Origin of the sequence: Amycolatopsis sp. WQ 127309 (assembly GCF_023023025.1) — a bacterium.
In the GTDB taxonomy this organism is placed as follows: Bacteria; Actinomycetota; Actinomycetes; order Mycobacteriales; family Pseudonocardiaceae; genus Amycolatopsis.
On record NZ_CP095481.1, the window covers coordinates 5,368,657 to 5,393,132 of the forward strand.

The following is a 24,476-nucleotide window of genomic DNA, read 5'->3' on the forward strand; positions in this document are numbered from 1 at the left end:
GTGACTTCCAGTTTCCCGCCCGGCTTTCGCTGGGGTGTGGCCACATCGGCGTTCCAGATCGAGGGAGCCACCACCGAAGACGGCCGCGGACCGTCCATCTGGGACACCTTCGCCGCCGTGCCGGGGGCCATCGCCGGTGGTGACACCGGCGAGCCCGCGGCCGAGCACTACGAACGCTGGGAGCAGGACCTCGAGCTGCTCGGCGAGCTCGGCGTCGACTCCTACCGGTTCTCCGTGTCGTGGCCGCGGGTGCAGCCCGAGGGCCGGGGCCGCGTCGAATGGCGCGGCCTGCACTTCTACCGGCGGCTGGTGGAAGGGCTGCGGGACCACGGGATCGAGCCGTTCCTGACGCTCTACCACTGGGACCTTCCCCAGGCCCTGGAGGACGAAGGCGGCTGGCGGGCGCGGGACACGGCCCACCGGTTCGCCGACTACGCCGCCCTGGTCCACGAGGAGCTGGGCGACCTCGTCGACCACTGGACGACGCTGAACGAGCCGTACCCGTGCGCGGTCGCGGGGTACGGCGAGGGCCGGCACGCGCCCGGGGCGAAGGAGGGCCACGGCGCGCTGGCCGCCGCCCACCACCTGCTGCTCGGCCACGGCCTGGCGGTGGAGGCGATGCGGGCGCAGGCCGCGCACACGCACCGGTTCGGCGTCGTGCTCAACCAGTCCCCGGCGGTGCCGGTCACGGACTCGGCGGCCGACGCCGCGGCCGCGGCGCGGCAGGACACGTTGCTGCGCCGGCAGTTCACCGAGCCGTTGTTCGGCGGCCGGTACGCGCCGGGCCTGAAGGCGATGTTCGGGGCCGCGTCGGACTTCTCGTTCCGCCACGACGGCGACCTGGCCACGATCGGGCAGCCCCTGGACTACCTGGGCGTCAACTACTACTACCGGCAGCACGTCGCCGACGCGCCCCCGCGCGAGCCGGACCCGGCGCGGCGGACCCTCGCCGACATCGGCGTCGACACGACCCGCCTGCCGGACGTCCCGCGCACCGGCATGGGCTGGCCGGTCGAGCCGGAGGGCCTCACCGAAGCCCTGGTCGCGCTGCACAACGGCTACCCGGACCTGCCGCCGGTGTACGTCACCGAGAACGGCTGCGTCTACCCGGACCGCAGCGACTTCGCCGACTACGAGCGCATCAGCTTCCTGAGCGACCACCTGGCGGCGGCCCAGGAGGCCCTCGACGCCGGCGTCGACCTGCGCGGCTACTTCGCCTGGTCGCTGCTGGACAACTTCGAGTGGGCCCACGGCTACAAGCACCGCTTCGGCCTGGTCCACGTCGACTACGCGACGCAGCGCCGCACGCCGAGGGCGAGCTACCGCTGGTACCGCGACCACATCGCGGCGCAGCGCACCCCGTAAAGCCGTGAAGGCCTCCTTCCCGGCCATAAGAGCCGGTAAGGAGGCCTTCACGGCATTCGGCTACTTCTTGTACAGGGCCTCGATGTCGGTCGCGTAGTTCTTGGTCACCACGTTGCGCTTCAGCTTCAGGCTCGGCGTGATCTCGCCGCCCTGTTCGGTGAAGTCGGTGGCCAGCACGGCGAACTTCTTGATCGCCTCGGCCTTCGAGACCGTCTTGTTGGCCTCGTCGACCGCCGTCTGGATCTCCGCGAGGAGGTCCGCGTCGGTGGCCAGGTCCGCGACCGACGCGCCGGCGGGCTTGCCGTGCTGGGACTTCCAGGACGGGAAGTACTCCTCGTCCACCGTCACCAGCGCCGCGATGAACGGGCGCTGGTCGCCGACCACCATCGCCTGGCTCACCAGCGGGGCCGCCTTGATGGTGTCCTCGAGGCCGGACGGGGCGACGTTCTTGCCGCCCGCCGTCACGATGATCTCCTTCTTGCGGCCGGTGATCTTGAGGAAGCCGTCGACGTCCAGCTCGCCGAGGTCGCCGGTGTGGAACCAGCCGTCGGTGAGCGACTCGGCCGTCGCCTGCGGGTTGTTGTAGTACGCCCGGAAGACGACGTCGCCCTTGAGCATGACCTCGCCGTCGTCGGCGATGCGGACCGACGTGCCGTTGACCGGCTTGCCGACCGTGCCGACGCGGAACGCCGACTGCGTGTTGACGTTCGCCGCCGCCGACGTCTCGGTCAGGCCGTAGCCCTCGAACACCGGGACGCCGATGCCGCGGAAGAAGTGCGCCAGCCGCGCACCGAGCGGGGCCCCGCCCGACACCGCCGCCACGCAGCGGCCGCCGAGAGCCGCGCGCAGCTTGCCGTAGACGAGCTTGTCGAACACCAGGTGCTTGGCCTTCAGGCCGAGCCCGGCGCCGCCCTTGTCCTGCGCCTCGCTGTAGGCGACCGCGACGGCCTCGGCGGCGTCGAAGATCTTGCCCTTGCCGTCGCCGTGGGCCTTCTGCTTGGCCGAGTTGTAGACCTTCTCGAACACGCGCGGCACGGCGACCACGAACGTCGGCCGGAAGGTGCCCAGGTCGGGGACCAGGTTCTTGACGTCCGGGGTGTGCCCGAGGGTGACCCGGGCGGACAGCGCGGTGATGGCGATCGCGCGGGCCAGCACGTGCGCCAGCGGCAGGAAGACCAGCAGCGAGTTGCCCTGCTCCATCAGCTGCGGGAACGCCTCGATGTCGGCCCGGATCTCGGCCAGCAGGTTGCGGTGGGTCAGCTCGACGCCCTTGGGGCGGCCGGTGGTGCCCGAGGTGTAGACGATCGTGGCGAGCTCGTCGGCGACGACCTCGCGGCGGCGCTCGTGCAGCTCGTCGTCGGACAGCGTCGCGCCGAGCGCGGACAGCTCCTCGACGGCGGGGGAGTCGCCCTCGATCTGCCAGGTGTGGTTCAGCTCGGTGAGCCGGTCGCGGATCTCGTCGACGGCGCCGGCGTGGCCGTTCGTCTCGACGAACACACCCTTCGCGGCCGAGTCGGAGAGGATCCAGAACACCTGTTCGGGGGACGACGTGTCGTAGATCGGGACCGTCACCGCGCCGGCCGCCCAGATCGCGAAGTCGATCAGCGTCCACTCGTAGCGCGTCTTCGACATGATCGCGACGCGGTCGCCGCGGCCGATCCCGGCCTGGGCCATGCCCTTGGCGACGGCCAGTACCTCGCCGGCGAACTCCTTCGCGGTGACGTCCAGCCAGCTGCCGTCGACCTGGCGACGGAAGCTGACCACGTCGGAGAACCGCTCCGCGTTCGCCCAGACGACATCGGCCATGTTCTCGTCGTCGGCCACCGGCTTGCCGGCGGGAGCGCTGTATTCGCGCACGTGGGACCTCCGTGTTCAACGCGTGCTGCGGCAGATGACACCGCTGTTACCCGCCAGTCAACTTAGCGTGAGGAGCACCTTAAGACCATGCTGATCGCCGTCGCACGGCGAGGGCGTGACATTCTTCGCTCCGTGAACCAGGCGCCACCCGCTCTCGACGTCGTCGACGAGACGTTCCTCGTCGTCCCGCCCGCCACCGTGGCCGCGGTCTTCGCCGATCCGAGGTCCTGGACGCGCTACTGGCCGGACCTGGTCCTCGAGGTCTACACCGACCGGGGGGACAAGGGCCTGCGCTGGACCGTGCGTGGAGCGCTCGTCGGTACCATGGAGGTCTGGCTCGAGCCGGTGCTCGACGGCACCCTGCTGCACTACTTCCTGCGGGCGACCCCCGCCGACGCGGCCGGGACGCCCCGGGCGCTGGCGCCGCGCGACCTGCGCCGGGAGTTCGACCGGCGGGCCCGTGCGGCGAAGGCGATCGCCCTCGGGCTCAAGGAGATCCTGGAGGACGGGCGCGAGCCCGGAGTTCCTCCGCGCGGTGACGAGTAAGGGGACCAGGGGTGCGGGTACACGTCGTCTCGGACGTGCACGGCAACGCGGACGCGCTGAAGCGGGCCGGGGACGGGGCCGACGCGCTGGTCGTGCTCGGTGACCTGCTCGACTTCGTCGACTACCGCGAGCACGAGAAGGGCATCATGGGCGCCCTCTTCGGCGCCGAGAAGGTCGGCGAGTTCGCCCGGCTGCGCCGCGAGGGCACCCGTGACGAAACCGTTGCCTACTCCCGGACGCTCTGGGCGAGCCTCGACGACCCGGGCGCGGCCGTCGACGAGGCCATCCGCGAGCAGTACGCGACGCTGTTCGCGGCGATGACCGCGCCGACCTACGCCACCCCCGGCAACGTCGACACCCCGGCGTTGTGGCCCGAGTTCGCGGGCGAGGGCATCCGGGTGCTGGACGGCGAGGTCGCCGAGATCGGCGGCCTGCGGTTCGGGTTCGTCGGCGGCGCGCTGCTGCCCGACGGCGTCGTCCCGCGCCGCCGCAAGGGCGCCGCCTGGCGTCCCTACCTGCGGGATCGCGCGGACTACGAGGCCGGCGTCGCCGCGCTGACCGACGTCGACGTGCTCTGCACGCACGCCCCGCCGGCGCTGCCCGAGCTGACCTACGACGTCGTCGCGCGCCGCAGCGAGCTCGGCTCGGCGGCCCTGCTGGACCTCATCCGGGAACAGCGGCCGCGCTGGTCGGTGTTCGGGCACGTGCACCAGCCGCTGGCCGCCCGCGCCCGGGTCGGCCTGACCGAGTGCCGTAACGTGGGTCACTTCAAGGAGACCGGGCAGCCCTACGTGCTGCGCTGGTGACCGGCCGCGGCGGCTACGCTTCGTCCATGGCCGAGCAGTCCACACAGTCCATCGAGGTCGACGCCGAGCCCAGCCGGGTGATGGCCGTGATCGCCGACTTCCCCGCCTACCCGGAATGGGCCAAGGCCGTCCGGCAGACCGAGGTCCTGGACACCGACGCCGGGGGCCGGGCCAAGCAGGTCAAGCTGACCCTCGACGCGGGCCCGATCAAGGACGTCTACACCCTCGAGTACGAGTGGGACGGCGACGGCCTCGGCGTCAGCTGGCACCTGGTCAAGGGCCAGATGCAGAAGGCGCAGAACGGCCGGTACGCGCTCGAGGACCTCGGCGGCCGCACCCGCGTGACGTACACGCTTTCGGTGGAACTGGCGCTGCCGATGATCGGGTTGCTCCGCCGCAAGGCCGAGAAGATGGTCATGGACACCGCGCTCAAGGAGCTCAAGAAGCGGGCCGAGGGGTAACCACGTGCGGATCCTGCTGTTCACCGGCAAGGGGGGTGTCGGGAAGACCACGCTGGCCGCGGCCACCGGCGCCGCGCTGGCCGGCCGCGGCAGGAAGACCCTCGTCGCGTCCACGGACCCGGCGCACTCGCTCGGCGACGCCTTCGGCCACACCCTCGGCGCCGAACCGTCCGAAGTGGACGCACTCCTTTCGGCCGTCCAGATCGATTCGCGGACGCTCGTCGACACCACCTGGCACCAGCTGCGGGCCGAGCTGCAGACGACGTTGTCCGGCGCCGGGTTCGACACCCTCGACGCCGAAGAGCTGACCGTGCTCCCGGGCGTCGACGAGCTGCTCGCGCTGAGCGAGGTCCGGCGGCTGGCCGAGCACGGCCCGTGGGACACCATCGTCGTCGACTGCGGCCCGACGGCCGAGACGCTGCGGCTGCTGGCGCTGCCCGAAGCCGTTTCCGGCTACCTGAGCAGGGTGTTCGGCCGCCGCGGCCGGGTCACCGACTCCGTGCGCCGCCTCGGCGCGCACCTCGAAGGCCTGCGCGCGCTGCTCACCGAGCCGTCGGTGACCACCGTCCGCCTCGTCCTGACGCCTGAACGGGTCGTCGTCGCCGAAGCGCGACGCACGCTCAGCTCGCTCGCGCTGCGCGGCATCGCCGTCGACGGCCTGATCGCCAACCGGCTGATGCCCGCGCCCGGGATCTGGCGCGGCGGCGCCGCGTCGTGGCTGCGCACCCGCCGCACCCAGCAGGACACCGTGCTGGCCGAGCTGACCGCGGCCGGGTTCACGCGGGTCGCCCGCGTCGAGCACCGGGCCGTCGAACCGGTCGGGCTGCCCGCGCTGCTGGGGATCGCCGACGAGCTCTACGGCGACCGCGACCCGCTGGCCGGCGACGGCACCCCGGTCACCCCGCTGCTGCGGGTCCGGCCCGCGCCCGGGGGCTACACGCTGCGCGTCGCGATCCCGCTGGGGCGGGACGCCGAAGTGGACCTCGCTCGCGTCGACGACGACCTGGCGATCACCGTGGACGGCTTCCGCAGGCTCATCGCCCTGCCGGAGTCGCTGCAGCCGTGCCGGATCACCGGCGCGGAATCCGACGCCGACGGCCTGCTCGTGAGCCTGGCCGGGAACCGGGGCCGCGGGTGAGCGAAGAAGAGGTCACCGACGGGGTGCGCCTGGCCGAGGAGCTCCGGCTGCTCGTCGAGATGGTCGTCGAGAAGGCCGCGCCGTGGCTCGAAGGCGTGGTCGCGGCCGGGCACGGCGACCCTGACCAGGCGAAACCCGAGGCCTCGGCGTGCGGGTGGTGCCCGCTGTGTGCGATCGTCGCCGTGGTGCGGGGTGAGCGGCCGGAGTTCGCTGCGCGGCTGCTGGAACAGCTGGCCCAGCTCGTGGCGTTGCTCCGAGCGGTGCTCGCGGATCGCTGGGAGCCGGATGAGGGCGTCCACATGCCCGGGTTCCGGCCCGCACCGCGACCACCGGCGGGTGCGACGGCGTCGGCGAGGGTGCAGCACATCACCGTCCGCAGACGGGACGAGTGGCGGCCGGATCGGGAGAGCTGAGTGCGGACGATAGGGGTGGACGTCGGCGGGACGAGCATCCGGGCCGGTGTGGTGGACGAGCGCGGCTCGCTGCTCGACACGGCCCGGGTCTCGACGCCGACGGAGGAAGGCGCCCTCGAGGACGCCATCGCGGGCGTGATCGAGGACCTGCGCAACCGGCACGAGGTGGCGGCGGTCGGCCTGGCCGTCGCGGGCTTCGTCGCGCGCGACCGCCGGTCGGTGATGTTCGCGCCGCACCTGGCGTGGCGCGGCGCGCCGGTCGCCGACCGGATCGAGAAGCGCGTCGGCCTGCCGGTGCTGCTGGAGCACGACGTCAACTCGGCGATCGTGGGCGAGCACCGGTTCGGCGCGGCCCGCGGTGCCCAGATAGCGGCGCTGGTGGCGCTCGGCACCGGGATCGGCGCCGGCCTGCTGCTGGACGGCAAGCTCTACCGCGGCGCGTACGGCGTCGCCCCGGAGCTGGGTCACCTGACGGTGGTCCGCGGCGGGCGGGCGTGCCCGTGCGGCAAGTACGGCTGCTGGGAGCGCTACTGCAGCGGAACGGCCCTCGCCGCGACGGCGGTGGAGCTGCTCGCGCGGCACCCGGGCCGCTCCACGGTGCTGGCCCCGCAGGTCGCGGGCGACCCGGGCTCGGTCACGGGCCGCAGAGTCGCGGGCGCGGCCCGCGACGGCGACCCGATCGCCCAGCTGGCCATGGCGGAGCTGGCCAAGTGGCTGGGCGAGGGCCTGGCGCTGGTGGCGGACGTCTTCGACCCGGAGATCATCGTGATCGGCGGCGGAGTGTCGGAGTCGGCCCCGCTGTTCCTGGACGAGGCCCGCGAGCACTACGCAGGCGCGATCACGGGCGCGAGACACCGCCCGCTGGCGCGGATCCGCACAGCCCACCTGGGCGACGACACGGCGATCGTCGGCGCGGCGGCCCTGGCGGTGGAGGCGGCCAAAACCCCGGTCTGACCGTGTCGCCCGGCCGCAACCCGGGTACCCGACACACATGCCGGGGGACTGGTGGATCGGGCTGGGCGGCGCACTGCTGGCGGTGGCCGGATTCTTTCTGCCGAAGAGGTGGCGGAACCGGTGGACGACCCCGGTCGTGGGCGTTGTGCAACTGGCCGGCTGGGTACTGGCGTCGCAGTTCCTGATCAAGCCGTGGGTGCCCGGTCCCGTGGTGGGTGCCATCCTGCTCGGCGTCATCGCGGTGGCCATCGTGGCGACCGCGATCATCGGCGGTCGCGCAGGCCGTCGGCGGCCGGCGGCTCCGAAGGACCGGTCCGCCGAAGAGTGATCGTGTCGCCCGGACGGCTCTGAGTCCGTTCCGTGGACTCCGTCGGAGAGTGTGCCAAGGTGGGTGGGGTGAGCCTGCCGTCCGCGAGTGTGTTCGTCCGGTGTTCCTGCGGGCGGCTGCACTGGGGGCGGTACGGAGCCGCCGGGTTGCTGCTCTTCGATCCGGCTCGTGGGGTGCTCCTGCAGCGCCGGGCCTGGTGGGTGCACAACGGCAGCACCTGGGCCTTGCCCGGCGGGGCGATCGAGGCGGGGGAGACCGCCGTCGGCGCCGCGGCGCGGGAGGCCTTCGAAGAGGCGGCGATCCCCGCCGACGCGTTCCGGGCGCTTTCCGCCTCCGTGGTGGACCATGGCGACTGGAGCTACACGACCGTTCTCGCGCTGGCCGGCGACATCGACGCCAAGGTCGCGAACCCCGAAAGTGCGGAGGTGCGCTGGGTGGACCCCGACGACGTCCCGGGTTTCCGGCTGCACCGCGACTTCGCGGCGGCCTGGCCGGCGCTGCGACCGCGGGTCGGGCAGGAGCTGGTGCTGGTCGTCGATGCGGCCAACGTCGTCGGCTCGCGGCCGGACGGCTGGTGGCGCGACCGCCACGGCGCCACCGAGCGCCTGCGCGACCAGCTCACCCGGCTCGCCGAAACCGGCCTCGAAGACCCCGGCGATCCCGCGCTGACCTGGTGGCCGCGGGTGATCCTGGTGGTCGAGGGCAAGGCCGGTGGGGTGCAGCCGGCGAAGGGCGTCGAGGTCGTGCCGGCCGACACCGACGGCGACACGAAGATCGTCGAGGTCGCCGGGCAGCACCGCGACGCGAAGGTCCTCGTCGCGACGGCCGACCGCGAGCTGCGCGGCCGCGTCGAAGCGCTCGGCGCGTCCTCGCTGGGTCCCGGCACGCTCCGGACCCAGCTGGACCGGCTCAATCCTTGAGGATCCCGTCGCGCATCTCCGCGACCAGCGACGCGACGACGGCCTTGAGGCTGCCCTTGTGCCGCGTCGCGACCGCCCGCTGCCGCTGGTAGCTCGGCCCGTACTCCAGGATCGTCTCGACGTCGCGCAGCTCGGCCTCGCAGCCCAGCCGCCGCGCCACCGGCTGCAGCCGGTCCAGCAGGTCGGCGACGTCGTCGGTGACCAGCCGCTCGCGCCCGGCCGCGTCCAGGATGACGATCGCGTCGGTGCCGTAGCGCGCCGCGCGCCACTTGTTCTCCTGGACGTGCCACGGCGGCAGCGACGGCAGGATCTCGCCGTCGTCGAGGCGCTCGCTGAAGTCGTCGACCAGGCACTGGGTCAGCGCCGCGATCGCGCCGACCTCCTCCAGCGTCGGCAGCCCGTCGCAGACCCGCATCTCGATCGTGCCCAGCTGGGGTGACGGCCGGATGTCCCAGCGGATCTCCGAGAAGCTGTCGATCACGCCGGTGGTGAACATGTCGTCGACGTAGTTCTCGAGCTCGGCCCACTTCCGGAACTGGAACGGCAGCCCGGCCGTCGGCAGCTGCTGGAAGATCAGCGCGCGGTTCGACGCGTACCCGGTGTCCTCGGCGCCCCAGTACGGCGACGACGCCGACAGCGCCTGCAGGTGCGGCGCGTAGTTGAGCAGCGCGTCGAGCACCGGCAGGACCTTCTCGCGGTGGTCGAGCCCGACGTGGATGTGGACGCCGTAGATCAGCATCTGCCGGCCCCACCACTGGGTGCGGTCGATCAGCTTGGCGTAACGCGCCTTGTCGGTGACCTTCTGCTGGTACCAGTTCGAGAACGGGTGCGTGCCGGCCGAGAACATCTCGACGCCGAGCGGGTCGGCGACGCCGTGCACGACGTCGAGGGACTCGTTGAGGTCCGCCTTGATCTCGCCGATCGTCTCGCAGACGCCGGTGATGATCTCGATCGTGTTGAGCAGCAGCTCCTGCTTGATCTTCGGGTGCTCGGCCGCGCCGTCCGGGCGCACGGCGTCGAGGATCCGCTCGGCGGTCGAGGACAGGTCGCCGCTGCGCCGGTCCACCAGGCCCAGCTCCCACTCCACGCCGACGGTGGAGCGCCGCGAAGGCGTGAATTCGATGGTCATCGACGTCCGGTCAGACCTGCGCGCCGGTGCTCGGGTCGGCGCCCGGCGGCGGGCCCTGCCGGACGCGGAGCAGCAGCAACGCGATCGACGTCGCCAGCGCGAGGATGCCCAGCGGCGTCGCCACCGTCGGGCCCACGCCGATCACGCCGGGCAGGATCAGCAGGAACAGCCCGGCCAGGAACAGCAGCAGGATGAGGAACGCGCCCATCTTCGGCCGCGGCAGCGGCGGCGGGTCCGGCGGGACGAAGTGCTCGTCGTCCTCCGCCGGGTCGTCGGAGAACATCGTGCTGTCCCACGTGGTGCCGCCCGACCGCCAGCCGGTGTCCGGCGGGTCGGCCGCGGCGGGCGGCTTCGGCTCGGCCGGCCGCTCCGGGGCCTTGCGGGGCTCGCTCTCCTCGGCCACCCCGCGGCCCGCGGCACTGCCGGCGGCACCACCGGCGCTGTCGGCGTTGTCCGCGGTGTCGGCGGTGTCCAGCTCGGGGAGCCCGAACCCGCCGGCCCGCAGGTCGGCGACGATCTCGGCGAACGTCGCGTCGACGTCCTCCGGCCCGTCCTTCCCTCGGCTCATGCGGTCTCCTCCGCTTGCCCGGCGTGCGCCTTCGCGAACTCGACGCTGCGGGTGAAGATCAGTTCCGCGTCGTTGTCCTGGGTCGCCACGTGATAGCTGTTCTCCAGCACGACTTCGGTGACGTCGGCGCTCGAGATCCCGGCCAGCACCAGCCGCGAGTTCTCCGGCTCGACGACGTGGTCGACCGCCGAGTGCAGCAGCAGCACCGGCTGCGTCACCTTCGGCAGGTCGGCGCGCACGAGCGCCCACAGCTTCGCCAGGCTCGCCGCGGCCCGCACCGGCGTCCGCGGGTAGGCCAGCTCGGTCTCGCCCGGCTTCTTGATGTCGTTCGCGATCGCCGGCACCGAAGGCACGATCTTGCCCAGCACCGGCAGCAGCTTCGTGTCCCACTTCAGCCGCGTCACCGACGGGTTGACCAGGACGATCCCGGCGATCCGGTCGCCGAACTCCTCGGCCAGGCGCAGCGTGAGCGTCCCACCCATCGAGAGCCCGCCGACGAAGACGGTCCTGCACGTCGACAGCAGCTCGAGGAGCGCTTCGCGGATCGCGCCGTACCAGTCCTGCCACGTCGTGCGGTTGAGGTCGGGCCAGCGGGTGCCGTGGCCCGGCAGCAGCGGGCAGCGCACGGTGAACCCGGCCTCGGCGAGGTGGTCCCCCCAGGCCCGCATGCTCGCCGGGGTACCGGTGAACCCGTGGCAGAGCAGGAACCCGGTCTCGGCCGAACCGGTGTGGCCGAACGGTTCCGCGCCGGCGAGCACGCCCATGCGATCGCCTTCCGTGTGAGCGGTGTAGACCGTCCATGCTCTCATGGGTCGAGGGCGTTGTGGGGGTCCGCCCGGACCCGTAATTCTCTGTGAGATCGATCGCTGCCCGGCGGGTATCCGGGTGGTCGCCGTTGTGCGGAGGCCACCCGGCTTCGTAGTCTGGTCGACGCGGGTGACAGGGGCTGAGCTGCGATGGAGGACTGAGGCACCGGTGCTGTACTGGCTCATGAAGTGGGTGTTCATCGGTCCGCTGCTCAAGACGCTGTGGCCGACCAAGGTCGTCGGGGCGGAGAACATCCCCGAGACCGGCGGCGCGATCCTCGCGGGCAACCACCTCGCGGTCGCCGACTCGTTCTTCATGCCGCTGCGGGTCAAGCGCAAGGTGACCTTCCCGGCCAAGTCCGAGTACTTCACCGAGCCGGGCTTCAAGGGCCTGCTCAAGAAGTGGTTCTTCACCGGCGTCGGCCAGTTCCCGATCGACCGCTCGGGCGGCAACGCGGCCCAGGCCGCGCTCGACACCGCGACCCGGCTGGTCAAGGCCGGCCACCTGCTCGGCATCTACCCGGAGGGCACCCGCTCCCCGGACGGCCGGCTGTACAAGGGCAAGACCGGCGTCGCCCGGATCGCCCTGGACTCCGGCGGCGTCGTCGTCCCGGTGGCGATGATCGGCACCGACAAGGTCAACCCCATCGGCTCGAAGATGTGGTGGCCGCGCCGCCTCGAGGTCCGCTTCGGCAAGCCGCTGGACTTCTCGCGGTACGAGGGGCTCGCGGGCGACCGCTTCATCGAGCGGTCGATCACCGACGAGATCATGTACGCGCTGATGGAGCTGTCCGGCCAGGAGTACGTCGACATCTACGCGGCGAAGGCGAAGGAGCTGCTCGCCGCGGAGGCCGCCGGAGCCAAGCCGAAGGTGCCGGCGCAGCCCACCGCGCGGGACGCGACCCGGGTACCCGACAGCAAGGTCGGCTAGCCCACTAGGGTTCACCGGTGCGTTTTTTCTACGACACCGAGTTCATCGAGGACGGCGTGACGATCGACCTGGTGTCGATCGGTGTCGTTGACGAGCGTGGCCGCGAGTTCTACGCGGTCTCCACGGACTTCGACCCGGCTCGTGCCGGGGCGTGGGTCCGCGACAACGTGCTGCCGAAGCTGCCCTCTCCCGCCGACCCGGCTTGGCGCAGCCGCGAGAAGATCCGCGCCGACCTGCTGGAGTTCTTCGGGAAGCCGCCGGGCGGGATCGAGCTGTGGGCCTGGTTCGCCGCTTACGACCACGTCGCGCTCGCGCAGCTGTGGGGCCCGATGCCGGCCCTGCCGCGGCAGCTGCCGCGGTTCACCCGCGACCTGCGTCAGCGCTGGGAGGACGCCGGCAAGCCGAAGCTCCCGGCGGCCCCGACCGACCAGCACGACGCCCTCGCGGACGCCAAGCACAACCTGGCCCGCTGGGACGTCATCGAGTCCTACTTCCCCCGCCGCTGAAGCATTGCCGCTGAAGACTCGAAGGTCGTGCCAACGGACCGTTCGCGCCCACCTCGGCACGAACGGTCCGTTGGCGCTGTTCGCCTCCACCACACGGCCCGGAAACTGTCGGTGCCTCCCGGTAACGTGAATTCCGGGGGACCCCTAGGCCGGGGACCTCTCAGCGGCGCGCCCGGACCGCCTCGGCCAGCTCGTCCAGCAGGGGCGCGGTGTCGTCCCAGGACATGCAGGCGTCCGTGATCGACTGGCCGTAGGTCAGCTGCTCGGGGTGGCCCAGGTCCAGCTCCTGGCGGCCGCCCGCGAGGAAGCTCTCCATCATCAGGCCGGCGATGCCGCGCTCGCCCGAACCGATCCGCGCCGCCAGCTCGCGGACCACCGCCGCCTGGCGGACGTGGTCCTTGCCGCTGTTGCCGTGGCTCGCGTCGATGATCACGCGCTCCGGCAGGCCCGACTTCGCCAGCCGGGCCAGGGTGTCGGTGACCGTTTCGGCGTCGTAGTTGGGGCCGCCCGCGTGGCCGCGCAGGATCACGTGGCAGTCCGGGTTGCCTGACGTCGTGAGCAGCGCCGCCAGCCCGTCGGTGTTGATGCCGGGGAACACGTGGCTCGCCGCGGCCGCACGGGTCGCGTCGACCGCGACCTGGACGTCGCCCTCGGTCGAGTTCTTGATGCCGACCGGCATCGACAGCGCGCTGCACAGCTGGCGGTGCACCTGGCTGGCCGCGGTCCGCGCGCCGATCGAGCCCCACGTGACGATGTCGGCGATGAACTGCGGCGTGATCGGGTCGAGGAACTCACAACCGACCGGCAGGCCCAGCTCGGAGACGTCGAGCAGCAGCCGGCGCGCCATCCGGAGGCCCTTGTTGACGGCGAAGGTGCCGTCGAGGTCCGGGTCGTTGATCAGGCCCTTCCAGCCCAGCGTGGTGCGCGGCTTCTCGAAGTACACGCGCATCACGACGTGCAGCTCGCCGCGCAGCTCTTCGGCCTTCTCGGCGAGGCGGCGGCCGTAGTCGAGGGCGGCTTCGGGGTCGTGCACCGAGCACGGGCCGACGACGACGAGCAGCCGGTCGTCGCGGCCTTCGAGGATGTCGACGGTTTCGGCGCGTCCGTGCTGCACGACCTTCGCGACGGCGGCGTCGACCGGATGATCCTCGCGCAGCATCGCGGGCGAGATGAGCGGACTGATCGACGTGGTGCGCGCGGCGTCGAGGTCACCGATGGCGGCCGGGCCTGCGGAGAGCGTCATGGCGGGGGTGTTCCTTCCTGATGGACACCGACCCGCGCGGGGGACCCTCGCCGAGCCGGTAGGAGAATCCGGCTCGGGGGTGGAGGTCAGCGCAGGTTCACGCCGCCGTGCCCACCCGGGGCCGGCTTCGTAAACCAGTAATAGCGCTGCACGTGACCAAGTTAGCACAACGACGGCGCGGACCGATTCGGCAGGTGGTACGGGCTGCACCGATCCAGACGAAGCCAGCTACGCTTGGCCCTGGCGAAATGTGACTGTCATCTCCAGCGAACACAAACGGAGGATTCTCATGCGTGTCGGTGTGCTGACCGGCGGCGGCGACTGCCCGGGTCTCAACGCGGTCATCCGCGCGGTGGTCCGCAAGGGCATCGAGGTGCACGGCTGGGACTTCGTCGGCTTCCGCAACGGCTGGAACGGCCCGCTGACGGGCGACAGCCGCCCGCTGGGCCTGAACGACGTCGAGGACATCCTGACCCGTGGCGGCACGATCCTGCGCTCGTCGCGGACCAACCCGTACAAGGTCGAGGGCGGCGTCGAGCAGATCAAGAAGGTCCTCGCCGAGCAGGGCGTCGACGCGCTGATCGCGATCGGCGGCGAGGACACCCTCGGCGTCGCGAAGCGCCTGACCGACGACGGCGTCGGCGTCGTGGGCGTGCCCAAGACGATCGACAACGACCTGGGCTCCACCGACTACACGTTCGGCTTCGACACCGCGGTCTCCATCGCGACCGAGGCGATCGACCGGCTGCACACCACCGCCGAGTCGCACCACCGCGCGCTGGTCGTCGAGGTCATGGGCCGGCACGCCGGCTGGATCGCGCTGCACTCCGGCCTGGCCGGCGGCGCGAGCGTGATCCTGGTGCCGGAGCGGCACTTCAACGTCGACCAGGTCGTCTCCTGGGTCGAGCGCCGCTTCGAGAAGGAGTTCGCGCCGATCATCGTCGTGGCCGAGGGCGCACTGCCCGAGGGCGGCGAGGAGAGCCTGCTCACCGGCGAGAAGGACGCCTTCGGGCACGTCCGCCTCGGCGGTATCGGCACCTGGCTGGCCGACGAGATCGCGAAGCGCACCGGCAAGGAGTCCCGCGCGGTCGTGCTGGGCCACGTCCAGCGCGGCGGCACGCCGACCGCGTACGACCGCGTGCTCGCGACCCGCTTCGGCCTGCACGCCGTCGACGCGGTGGCCGACGGCGACTTCGGTGTCATGGTCGCCCTGAAGGGCACCGACATCGTCCGCGTGAAGCTCTCGGAGGCGACCGCCGAGCTGAAGACGGTCCCGACCGAGCGCTACGAAGAGGCCGAAGTCTTCTTCGGCTGAGTCTCAAGCCGTGAGGGGCACCCTCAGGGACATCACGTCCCTGAGGGTGCCCCTCACGGCGTTTCAGATACGGGCCAGGGTGTCCAGGACCGTGATCGCGCGGGCGATGTCGTCGGTCAGCGGGCGGTCGTCGGTGCTCTCGTCCAGGACCTCGGACGCGACGTCGAAGGCGTCGCGGACCGGGAGGTCCACCAGGTCGGCGTCCCGCATCCGCAGCGCGCGGACCGCCGCGACCAGCTCGCAGGCCAGCACCTGTTGGTACGACGTGCATGCCGCCGTCGCCGCGCGGGCCGCCTGGGTCGAGAAGCTCGCGTGGTCCTCGATGCCGCGCGACACGACGGCCGTGCCGAGGGTCGCCGGTAGCGCCGCTTGGCGCAGCTCGGTGAGCGCGTCGTGCGCCACGTACTCCAGGATCATCACGCCCGAGCTGCCCGCCGGTCCCGCCGCCAGGAACGGGCGCAGGCCGGTGAACTCCGGCTCGACGAGGTCGCCGAGGCGCGCCACCGACAGCTCCGCCACCTGGTGCACGGTCGCGCGGGCCTGGTCCAGGGCCGTCGACACGTACGCCGTGTGGAAGTGCGCGTGGTGGTAGGCGTCGCCGTGCACCGTCGAGATCATCGGGTTCTCGGTGCTGGCGTTGATCTCGACGGCCAGCACGTCGCGCAGGTAGTGGATCGCGTCCAGTGCCGGGCCCTGGACCTGCGGGAACGCCCGCAGCCCGAACGGGTCCTGGATCCGCCGCCCCGGTTTCGGCGTCTGGTGCATGCCGAGCAGCCGCCGCATCTCCGCCGCGCAGGCGACCTGCCCGGCGTGCGGACGGGCTTCGTGCACCGGCGTCGCGTACGCCTCGGGGTTGCCGTCGAGCGCGACGTAGGTCAGCGCGGCGATGGCGTGGCTGGCCCGGGTCAGGGTGTCCAGCCGCATCGCGGCCAGCGTCGCCTCGGCCAGCGTCGCGGCGTTGCTGCTCATGAACGCCAGCGCGTCGCCCGCGACCACGGGTACCGGCGGGACGTGCCCGGTGAGCCAGTCGCGTTCGCCGGTGAGCGCGAGCGCCGTCTCGGCCAGCGGCGCCAGGTCGCCGGTGCCGATCGCGCCGAGCCGGTGCACCAGCGGTAGCGCGCCCGTGCGGACGGCCTCGGCCAGCGCGCCGATCAGCTCGGGGCTGATCCCGGACCGCCCCGCGAGGAGCTGGTTGAGCCGGATCAGCATCATCCCGCGGACCTGGCCGGGCGGCATCGGGTCGCCGCTGCCGCCCGCGTGGCTGCGCAGCAGGCGCAGCCCGTGTTCCTTCGAGCTCGCGACCGTGTCGTCCTTGTTGGCCCCGACGCCGGTGGTCCGGCCGTAGACCACCCGCCGCGTGCTGAGCTCCTCGGCGAGCTTCCAGGCGTGCTCGGCGCCGCGCAGCGCGGCGATCGAGACGTCGATACCCAGCGGTCCCTCGGTGCGCGCCGCCGTCACGACGTCCGCACACCGCAGGGTCCGACCGTCCACCCGGATCAAGGGCAGCCTCCTTTCGACTGACTGCCCTTCACTATGCGGCTAGGACGGCGGCGGCTGCCAGGGTGGCATCGGCCAGTCCCAGTGCGGAACGGGCTCGTGCAGGTTCGGCTCGGCGCCGGGCGCGGAGAAGATCACGGCCAGCCGGCTGCCCCACTCGAGGTAGCCGGCGAACGCGGCGCGGAACTCCGGGTCGCCCGGCAGGCCGGCCTCGTCGGCGGCGTCGAGCAGCAGCGTGACCCAGCGGCGGCGCTGCGGCTCGGTGATGCCGCGCCCGAGGTGGCGGCCGATCATGTGGGCGTGCCCGCCGTGGTCGGCCGAGTAGGCGGCCGGGCCGCCGAAAACTTCACCGAGCCAGACCGCGACGTGTTCGGCGTGGTGCGGGTCCATCTGCCGGAACACGGGCTCGAGCAGCGGGTCTTCGAGGACGTGGCCGTAGAAGATCGTGAGGAGCTTCACGAGGGCTTCGTGGCCGCCCGCCCACTCGTAGAGCGTGGGCGTGGCGGGCGGGTTTTCTGGCACGATCACCCGGCAAGGCAACCAGGGGCGGCCCGGTCGGGCAACCACGTACTTTCCGGTGCGCAGGGGGAACGGGATGAAGCGCTACCACTGCGCGACGGAGCTGGCGGTCGACCTGATCGGCGGCAAGTGGAAGCCGGTGATCCTCGCGCACCTCAAGGAGGGCGCCCACCGCTACGGCGAGCTGCGCCGCCGGATGCCGGGGGTGAGCGAGAAGATGCTGACCCAGCAGCTGCGCGAGCTGGCGGCGGACGGCATCGTCCGCCGCGAGGAGCGCGCCGGCCGCGTCCCGCACGTCGAGTACCACCTGACGGCGGTGGGGGAGGAGCTGCGCCCGGCGCTCACGGCGCTCTACGAGTGGGGCGAGCGCCGCGCGGCGGACCAGGGCATCACCTTCGAGGTGGCGGACTAGGGCGTCTCGTCGAGACGCCGTTCCAGCGCGTCGAGGCGGTCCGTCCAGAAGCGACGGTAGGGGGCGAGCCAGGCGTCCACCTCGGCGAGCGGTTCCGGGCGCAGCGCGTAGCACCGGCGCTGGGCCGCGACCCGGACCGTCACGAGCCCCGCTTCGCGCAGGACCCGCAGGTGCTTGGACACCGCGGGCTGGCTGAGGGCCAGCTCCTCGACGAGCTCGCCGACCGAGCGTTCGCCGTCCCGGAGCAGGTCGAGGATGGTGCGCCGGCGGGGCTCGGCGAGGACGTCGAAGGTCTGCATCACCCCGGAAATGTGCCCCGACCGGCATATGCCTGTCAAGGAATGCGCACCTACTCTCGTCGGTCAGCTGGTCTGAACCATTGACCTAGTGGTCTAGTCCACTTACGGTAAGTGTGGTCTCCACCACGTTGTCCCCATTGGTTGTCAGTAATTCTCCGAGGGAGAAGGCATGTCCCGTTTCCGCAGGAAGAGCTTCTCTGCGCTGCTGACCCTGGCGGCCGCCGCGGGTCTCGTCGCGGCCGGCTCGGCGGTCCCCGCCGTCACCGCCACCGCGACGGCCGCGACCGAAGCCTCCGTCGGCAAGGTGGTCGGCTACTTCACCGAATGGGGGGTCTACGACCGCAACTACCACGTCAAGAACATCGAGACGTCGGGCTCGGCGAGCAAGCTGACGCACATCAACTACGCGTTCGGCAACGTCACCAACGGCGGCTGCGCGATCGGCGACGCCTACGCCGACTACCAGAAGACCTACGACGCCGCGGGCAGCGTCGACGGCGTCGCCGACACCTGGGACCAGCCCCTCGCCGGCAGCTTCAACCAGCTCAAGAAGCTCAAGGCCAAGCACCCCGGCCTGAAGGTGATCTGGTCGTTCGGCGGCTGGACCTGGTCGGGCGGCTTCGCGCAGGCCGCGAAGAACCCGACGGCGTTCGCGAACTCCTGCTACAACCTGGTCAACGACCCGCGCTGGGCCGGCGTCTTCGACGGCATCGACATCGACTGGGAGTACCCCAACGCCTGCGGCCTGACCTGCGACACCAGCGGGGCCGCCGCGTACAAGAACGTGATGGCCGCGCTGCGCGCCAAGTTCGGCTCCTCGAAGCTCGTCACCGCGGCGATCACGGCCGACGGCACCAGCGGCGGCAAGATCGACGCGGCCGACTACGCCGGCGCCGCGCAGTACGTCGACTGGTACAACGTGATGACCTACGACTACTTCGGCGCCTGGGCCGCGCAGGGCCCGACGGCCCCGCACTCGCCGCTGAACAGCTACTCGGGCATCCCGACCGCCGGCTTCTACTCCGACGCGGCGATCCAGAAGCTCAAGAGCAAGGGCGTCGCGGCGGGCAAGCTGTTGCTGGGCATCGGGTTCTACGGCCGCGGCTGGACCGGCGTCAGCCAGGCCGCCCCGGGCGGCACCGCGACCGGCCCGGCGCCCGGCAAGTACGAGCAGGGCATCGAGGACTACAAGGTGCTGAAGACGTCCTGCCCGGCGACCGGCACCGTCGCGGGCACCGCGTACGCCAAGTGCGGCAGCAACTGGTGGAGCTACGACACCCCCTCGACCATCGCGGGCAAGGTGAGCTACGCCAAGACCCAGGGTCTCGGCGGCGCGATGTTCTGGGAGCTCTCGGGTGACACCACCAACGGCGAGCTGATCACGGCCGTCGCGAAGTAACGGGCTTCCACGGCAGGATCGACAGCGGGGGGACCGGCGGGAAACCGTCGGTCCCCCCGATTATCGTTCCCGCCGTGACGTTCAGCGGATTCGGCGAGTACGCCGTCGACTTCTTCGACGGCCTCGTCGAGGACAACTCCAAGCCCTACTGGGACGACCACGTCGACGTCTACAAGGCCGACGTCCGGGCGCCGATGGAGGCCCTGCTCGACGAGCTCAAGGGCGAGTTCGGCGACGGCCTCGGCGAGCCCAAGGTGTTCCGTCCCTACCGGGACGTCCGGTTCGCCAAGGACAAGACGCCCTACAAGACCCACTGCGGCGGCGTGCTCGAACAGGGCCGCGGCGGCGGCGCCTACTACGTCGAGGTCGGGCCGGACGGCCTGCGCGTCGGCGGCGGGTGCTTCCACCTCGCGTCCGACCAGCTCGCCCGGTTCCGCCAGGCCGTCGACACGGATCTGCACGGCGAAGCGCTCCAGAAGATCATCAAGAAGCTCGAGCGCGCCGGCTGGACGGTCGCCGGCGACCGGCTGAAGTCGAAGCCGCGCGGCTTCGACGCCGAGCACCCGCGCCTCGACCTGCTGCGCTACCGCTCGGTGTACGCCGTGCGCACCTGGGAGCCGGACGACGTCCTGCACGAGCGGGGTGCCCTCGACCGCGTGCGGAAGTCGTGGCGGCAGCTGCGCGAGTTCAACGAATGGGCCCGTGACCGGGTCGGACCCAGTGAGCAGCCGCGCCGCTGACCCCGAAGGTTTCTGAACCGTTTCTCTGAACTTTTCGGGATCGGTACAGACGAACGCGCCGACAGGGTCTACGCTATGCGAACGTGAGCCGACGCGCGAAGATCGTTTGTACCCTGGGCCCCGCCACCGCCACCCCGGAGAAGATGCGGGCACTCGTGGACGCGGGCATGGACGTGGCCAGAATGAACTTCAGCCACGGGAGCCACGGCGACCACAAGCAGGTCTACGACCTGATCCGGGACGCCGCCGCCGCGAGCGGCCGGGCGGTCGGCATCCTCGCCGACCTGCAGGGCCCCAAGATCCGCCTCGGCACCTTCGCCGGCGGGCCGGTCGAGTGGCACAACGGCGACATCGTCCGGATCACGGTCGAGGACGTCGCCGGCACCCACGAGCGGGTCTCCACGACCTACAAGGGCCTGGCCAAGGACGCCAAGCCCGGTGACCGCCTGCTGGTCGACGACGGCAAGGTCGGCCTGGTGGTCAAGGAGGTCGACGGCCAGGACGTGGTCTGCGAGGTCACCGAAGGCGGCCCGGTCAGCAACAACAAGGGCGTCTCGCTGCCCGGCATGGACGTCTCCGTCCCGGCCATGTCCGAGAAGGACATCGAAGACCTCGAGTTCGCGCTCGAGCTGGGCGTCGACTTCATCGCGCTGTCCTTCGTCCGCTCGCCCGCCGACATCGACCTGGTCCACCAGGTGATGGACCGCGTCGGCAAGGGCCGGCTGCCGGTCGTCGCGAAGATCGAGAAGCCCGAGGCCGTCTACAACCTCGAGGCCATCGTGCTGGCCTTCGACGCGGTGATGGTCGCCCGCGGCGACCTCGGCGTCGAGCTGCCGCTGGAGCAGGTCCCGCTGGTCCAGAAGCGCGCCATCCAGATCTGCCGCGAGAACGCGAAGCCGGTCATCGTCGCGACGCAGATGCTCGAGTCGATGATCAACAACTCCCGGCCGACCCGCGCCGAGGCCTCCGACGTCGCGAACGCCGTCCTCGACGGTGCCGACGCGCTGATGCTGTCCGGCGAGACCAGTGTCGGCCGGTACGCGATCGAGGTCGTCCAGACCATGGGCCGGATCATCGAGGCGGTCGAGACCGACTCGCCGGTCGTCCCGCCGCTGACGCACGTCCCGCGCACCAAGCGCGGCGTGATCTCCTACGCCGCCCGCGACATCGGCGAGCGGCTCAACGCGAAGGCCCTGGTCGCCTTCACGCAGTCCGGCGACACCGTGCGCCGCCTGGCCCGGCTGCACACGCGGCTGCCGCTGCTGGCGTTCACGCCCGAGGACTGCGTCCGCAGCCAGCTCTCGATGACCTGGGGCACCACCACCCAGATCGTGCCGCGGGTGGAGTCCACGGACCAGATGATCCAGCAGGTCGACCACTCGATGCTGGAGATGGGCAAGTACCAGAAGGGCGACCTGGTCGTCATCGTGGCCGGCTCCCCGCCGGGCACCGTCGGGTCGACCAACCTGATCCACGTCCACCGCCTTGGTGAAGACGACCACGCGTAAGGGACGTCGGGGACGTCGACCACATAGGGTCTGGCCATGACTGAAATGGCCAGAGCGGCCGCCACCGAGCTGGAGATCCCGGGTGGCGGCCAGCCGGTGCTGGACCGCTTGGTGGCGTTGCTCGACCTCGAGAAGCTCGAGGAGAACTTCTTCCGCGGCGTCTCGCCCGCCCACTCGCCGGTCCGCGTGTTCGGCGGGCAGGTGGCCGGGCAGGCGCTGGTCGCGGCCGGGCGCACGGTGCCCGACGAACGCCGGGTCCACTCGCTGCACGCGTACTTCATCCGCGGCGGCGACCCGAGCGTGCCGATCGTCTACGAGGTCGACCGGATCCGGGACGGCCGCTCGTTCACCACCCGCCGGGTCGTGGCGATCCAGCACGGCAAGGCGATCTTCTCGCTGTCGGCGTCCTTCCAGAAGGACGAGTCGGGCATCGACCACGCCGAGGCGATGCCGGAGGGCGTGCCCGCGCCGGAGTCGCTGCCGACGCTGATGGAACGCGCCGAGGGCTACGCGATCGGCGCGCACAGCCGGCCGCGGCCGATCGACCTGCGCTACGTCAACGACCCGCCGTGGGTCACCCGCCAGACCGGCGAGCCGCCCGCCCGCAACCAGGTGTGGATGCGCGCCGACGGCAAGCTGGGCGACGACCAGCTGCTGCACGTGTGCGTGCTGACCTACGCCTCCGACATGACGCTGCTGGACTCGGTCCTCGCGCGCCACGGCGTCTACTGGGACACCGACAAGGTGCTCGGCGCGAGCCTCGACCACGCGCTCTGGTTCCACCGGCCCTTCCGCGCCGACGAGTGGTTCCTCTACGACAGCGCGTCACCGACCGCCTCCGGAGCGCGCGGTCTGGCCACCGGCCGGTTCTTCGGCGCGGACGGCACCCTCATCGCCACGGTCGTCCAAGAAGGACTCCTGCGCGTCCTCTGAACGCGGACGGGAAATCACCCTTACGGGCGACAAATAGTCGGCGTATTCATCGTCGGAATGGGGCATTCGGGGCGGTGAAGGGGGCCGGGACCGATCGGGGGACGGCCCCGGACCCCTTCTCCGAATGACCACGCGGCGGACCGCGAAGTCATCGTCTACGCTGCTCAACAGGCCGGACCGGGCCTGAGGGCCGAACGACCCGGGCCCGTACCGCGTCCTGTCGCAGTGCAGAGTGCGAGGATACAAGAGCATTCTGCAAATTGCAGGTTCGACGCGCGCGACGGGTCGGGAATCGGTGCGGTGTTAATGCTCCACTGTCCTGGTTAGATACTGGGAGCAAGCGAACGGCTACGACGCCGTCGACATCCGGAGGTGCCGAATGGCCAGGGGACAGAGCCCCACGGTTCGCCGCCGGAGGCTCGCCGGCGAGCTGCGCCGGCTCCGCGAGGCCGCGGACCTCACCATCGACGAGGTCGGTGAGAAGCTCGAGTGCTCGGCGTCGAAGATCAGCCGGATCGAGACCGGCCACGTCGGGGTCACCCCGCGTGACGCGCGGGACATGCTGGCGCTCTACGGGATCATCGGCGACGAGCAGGAGGCGCTCGTCCAGCTGGCCCGCGAAGCCCGCAAGCGCGGCTGGTGGCACGCCTACAACGAGGTCTTCACCGGCACGTTCGTCGGGCTCGAAGCCGACGCGAGCTCGCTGCGCGCGTTCCAGGCCCTGCTCGTGCCGGGCCTGCTGCAGACCGAGCGGTACGCCCGCGCCGTGATCCGGGCCCTGCGCCCGGACGCCGAGGAAGCCGAGATCCGCCGCCGCATCGCCGCGCGGATGGCGCGGCAGGAGCTGCTGTCGGACACGCCGCCGCCGGAGTACTGGGCCGTCATCGACGAGGCCGTGCTGCACCGGGTCGTCGACACCCCCGAGGTGATGGCCGAGCAGCTCTACCGGATGGTCGCCGTCGCCGAGAAGCCGAACGTGACCATCCAGGTGGTGCCGTTCCACGCCGGCGCGCACCCCGGGATGGAAGGCCCGTTCCTGATCATGGGGTTCCCGGAGCAGGCCGACCCGGACGTCGTCTACGTCGACGACAGCACGTCCAGCGGCCTCTACCTGGAGGAACCCACAGACGTCCGGCGCTACGGGCTGATGTTCGACCATCTGCGCGCGGCGGCACTCAAACCGGACGACTCGGTGGAGCTGATCGCCGAGGCGGCCGGACGGTTCGCCGAACGGGCGGCCGTTCCGGCGGCAGTGCACCATCTGGATCCGAGGACACAGTGAGGGAGTTGGGGACCATGGAATCCGAGCTTTCCGGAGAGCTTTCCGGCGCGCGGTGGCGCAAGAGCAGCCACAGCGGCGGCGGCAACGACTGCGTCGAGGTCGCGTTCGTCGCCGGGGGTGCCGCGGTGCGCGACTCGAAAGACCCCGAAGGTGGTGCTTTCCGCCTGCCCGCGTCGGGTTGGCGGGGGCTGCTGGCCGCGGTGCGGCCGGACGGCCCCGCGCGCGACTGAGTGGATTTCGAAGACCCCTTACCCCCGTCGAGCTGGGCTCGGCCGGGAGTAAGGGGTCTTTGCGCGTCAGGGGTACGTGATCACCCGATGCCTGAGGGATCCCCTCAGGACGACTCTGAGTGCTACCAACCGGTGACCTCAGGAACAAGGTGAACACGATGCACAGCGATCTGCTTCTGGACGCGGTCCGGGCCGAAGCGGCCTACCGGGCCGAGGAACTCCACAAGGCCGGGCGCAGCGCCTGGGCCGCCCGCGCCCGCCGCGCCGTCCGCCACGTGCGGGCCGGGCGCAGCGTCGTCGACGTGCCGGCGCAGGAGCGCCGGGAGGTGTCGCGGGAGACCGCGGCCGTCGGCGAGACCGCCCGGTAAGGG

At 71.5% G+C, this 24,476-nt stretch carries 28 protein-coding genes; 20 read left to right on the forward strand and 8 right to left on the reverse strand.

Translation table 11 applies throughout. The features are described from left to right. Window positions 1–1,365 (forward strand): GH1 family beta-glucosidase, encoded by a 1,365-nt coding sequence (locus MUY22_RS25360; protein ID WP_247063217.1) that lies wholly within the window; start codon window positions 1–3, stop codon window positions 1,363–1,365. Window positions 1,366–1,425: 60 nt separating this feature from the next. On the opposite strand, the gene MUY22_RS25365 is transcribed toward MUY22_RS25360, so the two are convergent. Then, window positions 1,426–3,222 (reverse strand): long-chain fatty acid--CoA ligase, encoded by a 1,797-nt coding sequence (locus MUY22_RS25365; RefSeq protein WP_247063218.1) that lies wholly within the window; start codon window positions 3,220–3,222, stop codon window positions 1,426–1,428. Between the two features lie 132 nt (window positions 3,223–3,354). Here MUY22_RS25365 and MUY22_RS25370 point away from each other — a divergent pair, with 132 nt between their 5' ends. The 8 genes from MUY22_RS25370 (at window position 3,355) to MUY22_RS25405 (ending at window position 8,788) form a co-directional block, all read left to right on the forward strand. Further along, on the forward strand, window positions 3,355–3,768 hold the full coding sequence (locus MUY22_RS25370; protein WP_371827641.1) for a polyketide cyclase / dehydrase and lipid transport: 414 nt from the start codon (window positions 3,355–3,357) through the stop codon (window positions 3,766–3,768). 11 nt (window positions 3,769–3,779) lie between these two features. Next, window positions 3,780–4,574 (forward strand): metallophosphoesterase, encoded by a 795-nt coding sequence (locus tag MUY22_RS25375; RefSeq protein WP_247063220.1) that lies wholly within the window; start codon window positions 3,780–3,782, stop codon window positions 4,572–4,574. A 26-nt stretch (window positions 4,575–4,600) separates the two neighbouring features. Continuing rightward, window positions 4,601–5,035 (forward strand): SRPBCC family protein, encoded by a 435-nt coding sequence (locus MUY22_RS25380; protein WP_247063221.1) that lies wholly within the window; start codon window positions 4,601–4,603, stop codon window positions 5,033–5,035. 4 nt (window positions 5,036–5,039) lie between these two features. Next, window positions 5,040–6,173: an ArsA family ATPase gene (locus tag MUY22_RS25385; RefSeq protein WP_247063223.1), complete on the forward strand. Its 1,134-nt coding sequence runs from the start codon at window positions 5,040–5,042 to the stop codon at window positions 6,171–6,173. 59 nt (window positions 6,174–6,232) lie between these two features. Beyond that, on the forward strand, window positions 6,233–6,586 hold the full coding sequence (locus tag MUY22_RS25390; RefSeq protein ID WP_371827682.1) for a hypothetical protein: 354 nt from the start codon (window positions 6,233–6,235) through the stop codon (window positions 6,584–6,586). Between the two features lie 15 nt (window positions 6,587–6,601). Then, window positions 6,602–7,540 (forward strand): ROK family protein, encoded by a 939-nt coding sequence (locus MUY22_RS25395; RefSeq protein ID WP_247064109.1) that lies wholly within the window; start codon window positions 6,602–6,604, stop codon window positions 7,538–7,540. A gap of 136 nt (window positions 7,541–7,676) precedes the next feature. Next, the gene (locus MUY22_RS25400; protein WP_247063226.1) at window positions 7,677–7,868 is read left to right on the forward strand and encodes a hypothetical protein; all 192 of its coding nucleotides are present in this window, start codon (window positions 7,677–7,679) and stop codon (window positions 7,866–7,868) included. Between the two features lie 68 nt (window positions 7,869–7,936). Next, complete coding sequence (locus MUY22_RS25405) at window positions 7,937–8,788, forward strand: NUDIX hydrolase (protein ID WP_247063227.1); 852 nt, start codon at window positions 7,937–7,939, stop codon at window positions 8,786–8,788. On the opposite strand, the gene MUY22_RS25410 is transcribed toward MUY22_RS25405, so the two are convergent. From MUY22_RS25410 to MUY22_RS25420, 3 genes are read right to left on the reverse strand one after another with little or no spacing between them, the layout of a single operon-like run. Beyond that, window positions 8,778–9,917 (reverse strand): glutamate--cysteine ligase, encoded by a 1,140-nt coding sequence (locus tag MUY22_RS25410; protein WP_247063228.1) that lies wholly within the window; start codon window positions 9,915–9,917, stop codon window positions 8,778–8,780. The two genes, MUY22_RS25405 and MUY22_RS25410, sit on opposite strands and share 11 nt — an antisense overlap. Before the next feature lie 10 nt (window positions 9,918–9,927). After that, a complete protein-coding gene (locus MUY22_RS25415; RefSeq protein ID WP_247063229.1) occupies window positions 9,928–10,485 on the reverse strand; it encodes a hypothetical protein in 558 nt (185 codons plus the stop codon). Continuing rightward, the gene (locus MUY22_RS25420) at window positions 10,482–11,249 is read right to left on the reverse strand and encodes a carboxylesterase (RefSeq protein WP_247063230.1); all 768 of its coding nucleotides are present in this window, start codon (window positions 11,247–11,249) and stop codon (window positions 10,482–10,484) included. Before MUY22_RS25420 ends, MUY22_RS25415 begins: the two co-directional genes overlap by 4 nt. 211 nt (window positions 11,250–11,460) lie before the next feature. Between MUY22_RS25420 and MUY22_RS25425 the strand changes: the two genes are divergently transcribed. Together MUY22_RS25425 and MUY22_RS25430 are read left to right on the forward strand one after the other, a co-directional pair. Then, window positions 11,461–12,222, forward strand: a complete 762-nt coding sequence (locus MUY22_RS25425) for a 1-acyl-sn-glycerol-3-phosphate acyltransferase (RefSeq protein WP_247063237.1) — start codon at window positions 11,461–11,463, stop codon at window positions 12,220–12,222. Between the two features lie 17 nt (window positions 12,223–12,239). Then, window positions 12,240–12,728 carry a polyadenylate-specific 3'-exoribonuclease AS gene (locus MUY22_RS25430; protein WP_247063239.1) on the forward strand — a complete coding sequence of 163 codons (489 nt, stop codon included), beginning with the start codon at window positions 12,240–12,242 and terminating at the stop codon, window positions 12,726–12,728. Window positions 12,729–12,888: 160 nt separating this feature from the next. Here MUY22_RS25430 and MUY22_RS25435 read toward each other — a convergent pair whose 3' ends face one another. Beyond that, window positions 12,889–13,971 (reverse strand): 3-deoxy-7-phosphoheptulonate synthase, encoded by a 1,083-nt coding sequence (locus MUY22_RS25435; RefSeq protein WP_247063241.1) that lies wholly within the window; start codon window positions 13,969–13,971, stop codon window positions 12,889–12,891. 289 nt (window positions 13,972–14,260) lie between these two features. On the opposite strand from MUY22_RS25435, the gene MUY22_RS25440 reads away from it, so the two are divergent. Continuing rightward, window positions 14,261–15,286 (forward strand): 6-phosphofructokinase, encoded by a 1,026-nt coding sequence (locus tag MUY22_RS25440; protein WP_247063246.1) that lies wholly within the window; start codon window positions 14,261–14,263, stop codon window positions 15,284–15,286. A gap of 63 nt (window positions 15,287–15,349) precedes the next feature. Here MUY22_RS25440 and MUY22_RS25445 read toward each other — a convergent pair whose 3' ends face one another. Together MUY22_RS25445 and MUY22_RS25450 are read right to left on the reverse strand one after the other, a co-directional pair. Further along, window positions 15,350–16,786 carry an aromatic amino acid ammonia-lyase gene (locus MUY22_RS25445; RefSeq protein ID WP_247063248.1) on the reverse strand — a complete coding sequence of 479 codons (1,437 nt, stop codon included), beginning with the start codon at window positions 16,784–16,786 and terminating at the stop codon, window positions 15,350–15,352. Between the two features lie 39 nt (window positions 16,787–16,825). Next, window positions 16,826–17,311 carry a group II truncated hemoglobin gene (locus tag MUY22_RS25450; RefSeq protein ID WP_247063250.1) on the reverse strand — a complete coding sequence of 162 codons (486 nt, stop codon included), beginning with the start codon at window positions 17,309–17,311 and terminating at the stop codon, window positions 16,826–16,828. A gap of 67 nt (window positions 17,312–17,378) precedes the next feature. On the opposite strand from MUY22_RS25450, the gene MUY22_RS25455 reads away from it, so the two are divergent. Beyond that, complete coding sequence (locus MUY22_RS25455; protein ID WP_247063252.1) at window positions 17,379–17,714, forward strand: helix-turn-helix domain-containing protein; 336 nt, start codon at window positions 17,379–17,381, stop codon at window positions 17,712–17,714. Here MUY22_RS25455 and MUY22_RS25460 read toward each other — a convergent pair. Then, window positions 17,711–18,013, reverse strand: coding sequence for a helix-turn-helix transcriptional regulator (locus MUY22_RS25460; protein WP_247064111.1), 303 nt, complete (start codon window positions 18,011–18,013; stop codon window positions 17,711–17,713). The two genes, MUY22_RS25455 and MUY22_RS25460, sit on opposite strands and share 4 nt — an antisense overlap. Before the next feature lie 169 nt (window positions 18,014–18,182). Here MUY22_RS25460 and MUY22_RS25465 point away from each other — a divergent pair, with 169 nt between their 5' ends. The 7 genes from MUY22_RS25465 (at window position 18,183) to MUY22_RS25495 (ending at window position 24,473) form a co-directional block, all read left to right on the forward strand. Continuing rightward, window positions 18,183–19,412 carry a glycoside hydrolase family 18 protein gene (locus MUY22_RS25465; protein WP_247063253.1) on the forward strand — a complete coding sequence of 410 codons (1,230 nt, stop codon included), beginning with the start codon at window positions 18,183–18,185 and terminating at the stop codon, window positions 19,410–19,412. 74 nt (window positions 19,413–19,486) lie between these two features. Next, window positions 19,487–20,152 (forward strand): DUF2461 domain-containing protein, encoded by a 666-nt coding sequence (locus MUY22_RS25470; RefSeq protein WP_247063254.1) that lies wholly within the window; start codon window positions 19,487–19,489, stop codon window positions 20,150–20,152. Between the two features lie 83 nt (window positions 20,153–20,235). Next, window positions 20,236–21,660 (forward strand): pyruvate kinase, encoded by a 1,425-nt coding sequence (gene pyk / locus MUY22_RS25475; RefSeq protein ID WP_247063256.1) that lies wholly within the window; start codon window positions 20,236–20,238, stop codon window positions 21,658–21,660. Between the two features lie 36 nt (window positions 21,661–21,696). Further along, window positions 21,697–22,593: an acyl-CoA thioesterase II gene (locus MUY22_RS25480; protein WP_247063257.1), complete on the forward strand. Its 897-nt coding sequence runs from the start codon at window positions 21,697–21,699 to the stop codon at window positions 22,591–22,593. A 379-nt stretch (window positions 22,594–22,972) separates the two neighbouring features. Continuing rightward, window positions 22,973–23,875 carry a helix-turn-helix transcriptional regulator gene (locus MUY22_RS25485; RefSeq protein WP_247063259.1) on the forward strand — a complete coding sequence of 301 codons (903 nt, stop codon included), beginning with the start codon at window positions 22,973–22,975 and terminating at the stop codon, window positions 23,873–23,875. Window positions 23,876–23,889: 14 nt separating this feature from the next. Then, entirely contained in the window at window positions 23,890–24,105 is a 216-nt protein-coding gene (locus MUY22_RS25490) for a DUF397 domain-containing protein (RefSeq protein ID WP_247063267.1), read from the forward strand. Window positions 24,106–24,263: 158 nt separating this feature from the next. Continuing rightward, the gene (locus MUY22_RS25495; RefSeq protein WP_247063269.1) at window positions 24,264–24,473 is read left to right on the forward strand and encodes a hypothetical protein; all 210 of its coding nucleotides are present in this window, start codon (window positions 24,264–24,266) and stop codon (window positions 24,471–24,473) included. Window positions 24,474–24,476 lie beyond the last annotated feature (3 nt).

Excerpts from the sequence above, each read along its gene's own strand:
- MUY22_RS25465 (WP_247063253.1), top strand. The coding sequence starts at position 18,183 with ATGTCCCGTTTCCGCAGGAAGAGCTTCTCTGCGCTGCTGACCCTGGCG.
- MUY22_RS25380 (WP_247063221.1), top strand. The coding sequence starts at position 4,601 with ATGGCCGAGCAGTCCACACAGTCCATCGAGGTCGACGCCGAGCCCAGC.
- MUY22_RS25435 (WP_247063241.1), bottom strand. The coding sequence starts at position 13,971 with ATGACGCTCTCCGCAGGCCCGGCCGCCATCGGTGACCTCGACGCCGCG.
- MUY22_RS25460 (WP_247064111.1), bottom strand. The coding sequence starts at position 18,013 with ATGCAGACCTTCGACGTCCTCGCCGAGCCCCGCCGGCGCACCATCCTC.
- MUY22_RS25390 (WP_371827682.1), top strand. The coding sequence starts at position 6,233 with ATGGTCGTCGAGAAGGCCGCGCCGTGGCTCGAAGGCGTGGTCGCGGCC.
- MUY22_RS25410 (WP_247063228.1), bottom strand. The coding sequence starts at position 9,917 with ATGACCATCGAATTCACGCCTTCGCGGCGCTCCACCGTCGGCGTGGAG.
- MUY22_RS25495 (WP_247063269.1), top strand. The coding sequence starts at position 24,264 with ATGCACAGCGATCTGCTTCTGGACGCGGTCCGGGCCGAAGCGGCCTAC.
- MUY22_RS25455 (WP_247063252.1), top strand. The coding sequence starts at position 17,379 with ATGAAGCGCTACCACTGCGCGACGGAGCTGGCGGTCGACCTGATCGGC.
- MUY22_RS25420 (WP_247063230.1), bottom strand. The coding sequence starts at position 11,249 with ATGGGCGTGCTCGCCGGCGCGGAACCGTTCGGCCACACCGGTTCGGCC.
- MUY22_RS25415 (WP_247063229.1), bottom strand. The coding sequence starts at position 10,485 with ATGAGCCGAGGGAAGGACGGGCCGGAGGACGTCGACGCGACGTTCGCC.
- MUY22_RS25485 (WP_247063259.1), top strand. The coding sequence starts at position 22,973 with ATGGCCAGGGGACAGAGCCCCACGGTTCGCCGCCGGAGGCTCGCCGGC.
- MUY22_RS25480 (WP_247063257.1), top strand. The coding sequence starts at position 21,697 with ATGACTGAAATGGCCAGAGCGGCCGCCACCGAGCTGGAGATCCCGGGT.
- MUY22_RS25440 (WP_247063246.1), top strand. The coding sequence starts at position 14,261 with ATGCGTGTCGGTGTGCTGACCGGCGGCGGCGACTGCCCGGGTCTCAAC.
- MUY22_RS25490 (WP_247063267.1), top strand. The coding sequence starts at position 23,890 with ATGGAATCCGAGCTTTCCGGAGAGCTTTCCGGCGCGCGGTGGCGCAAG.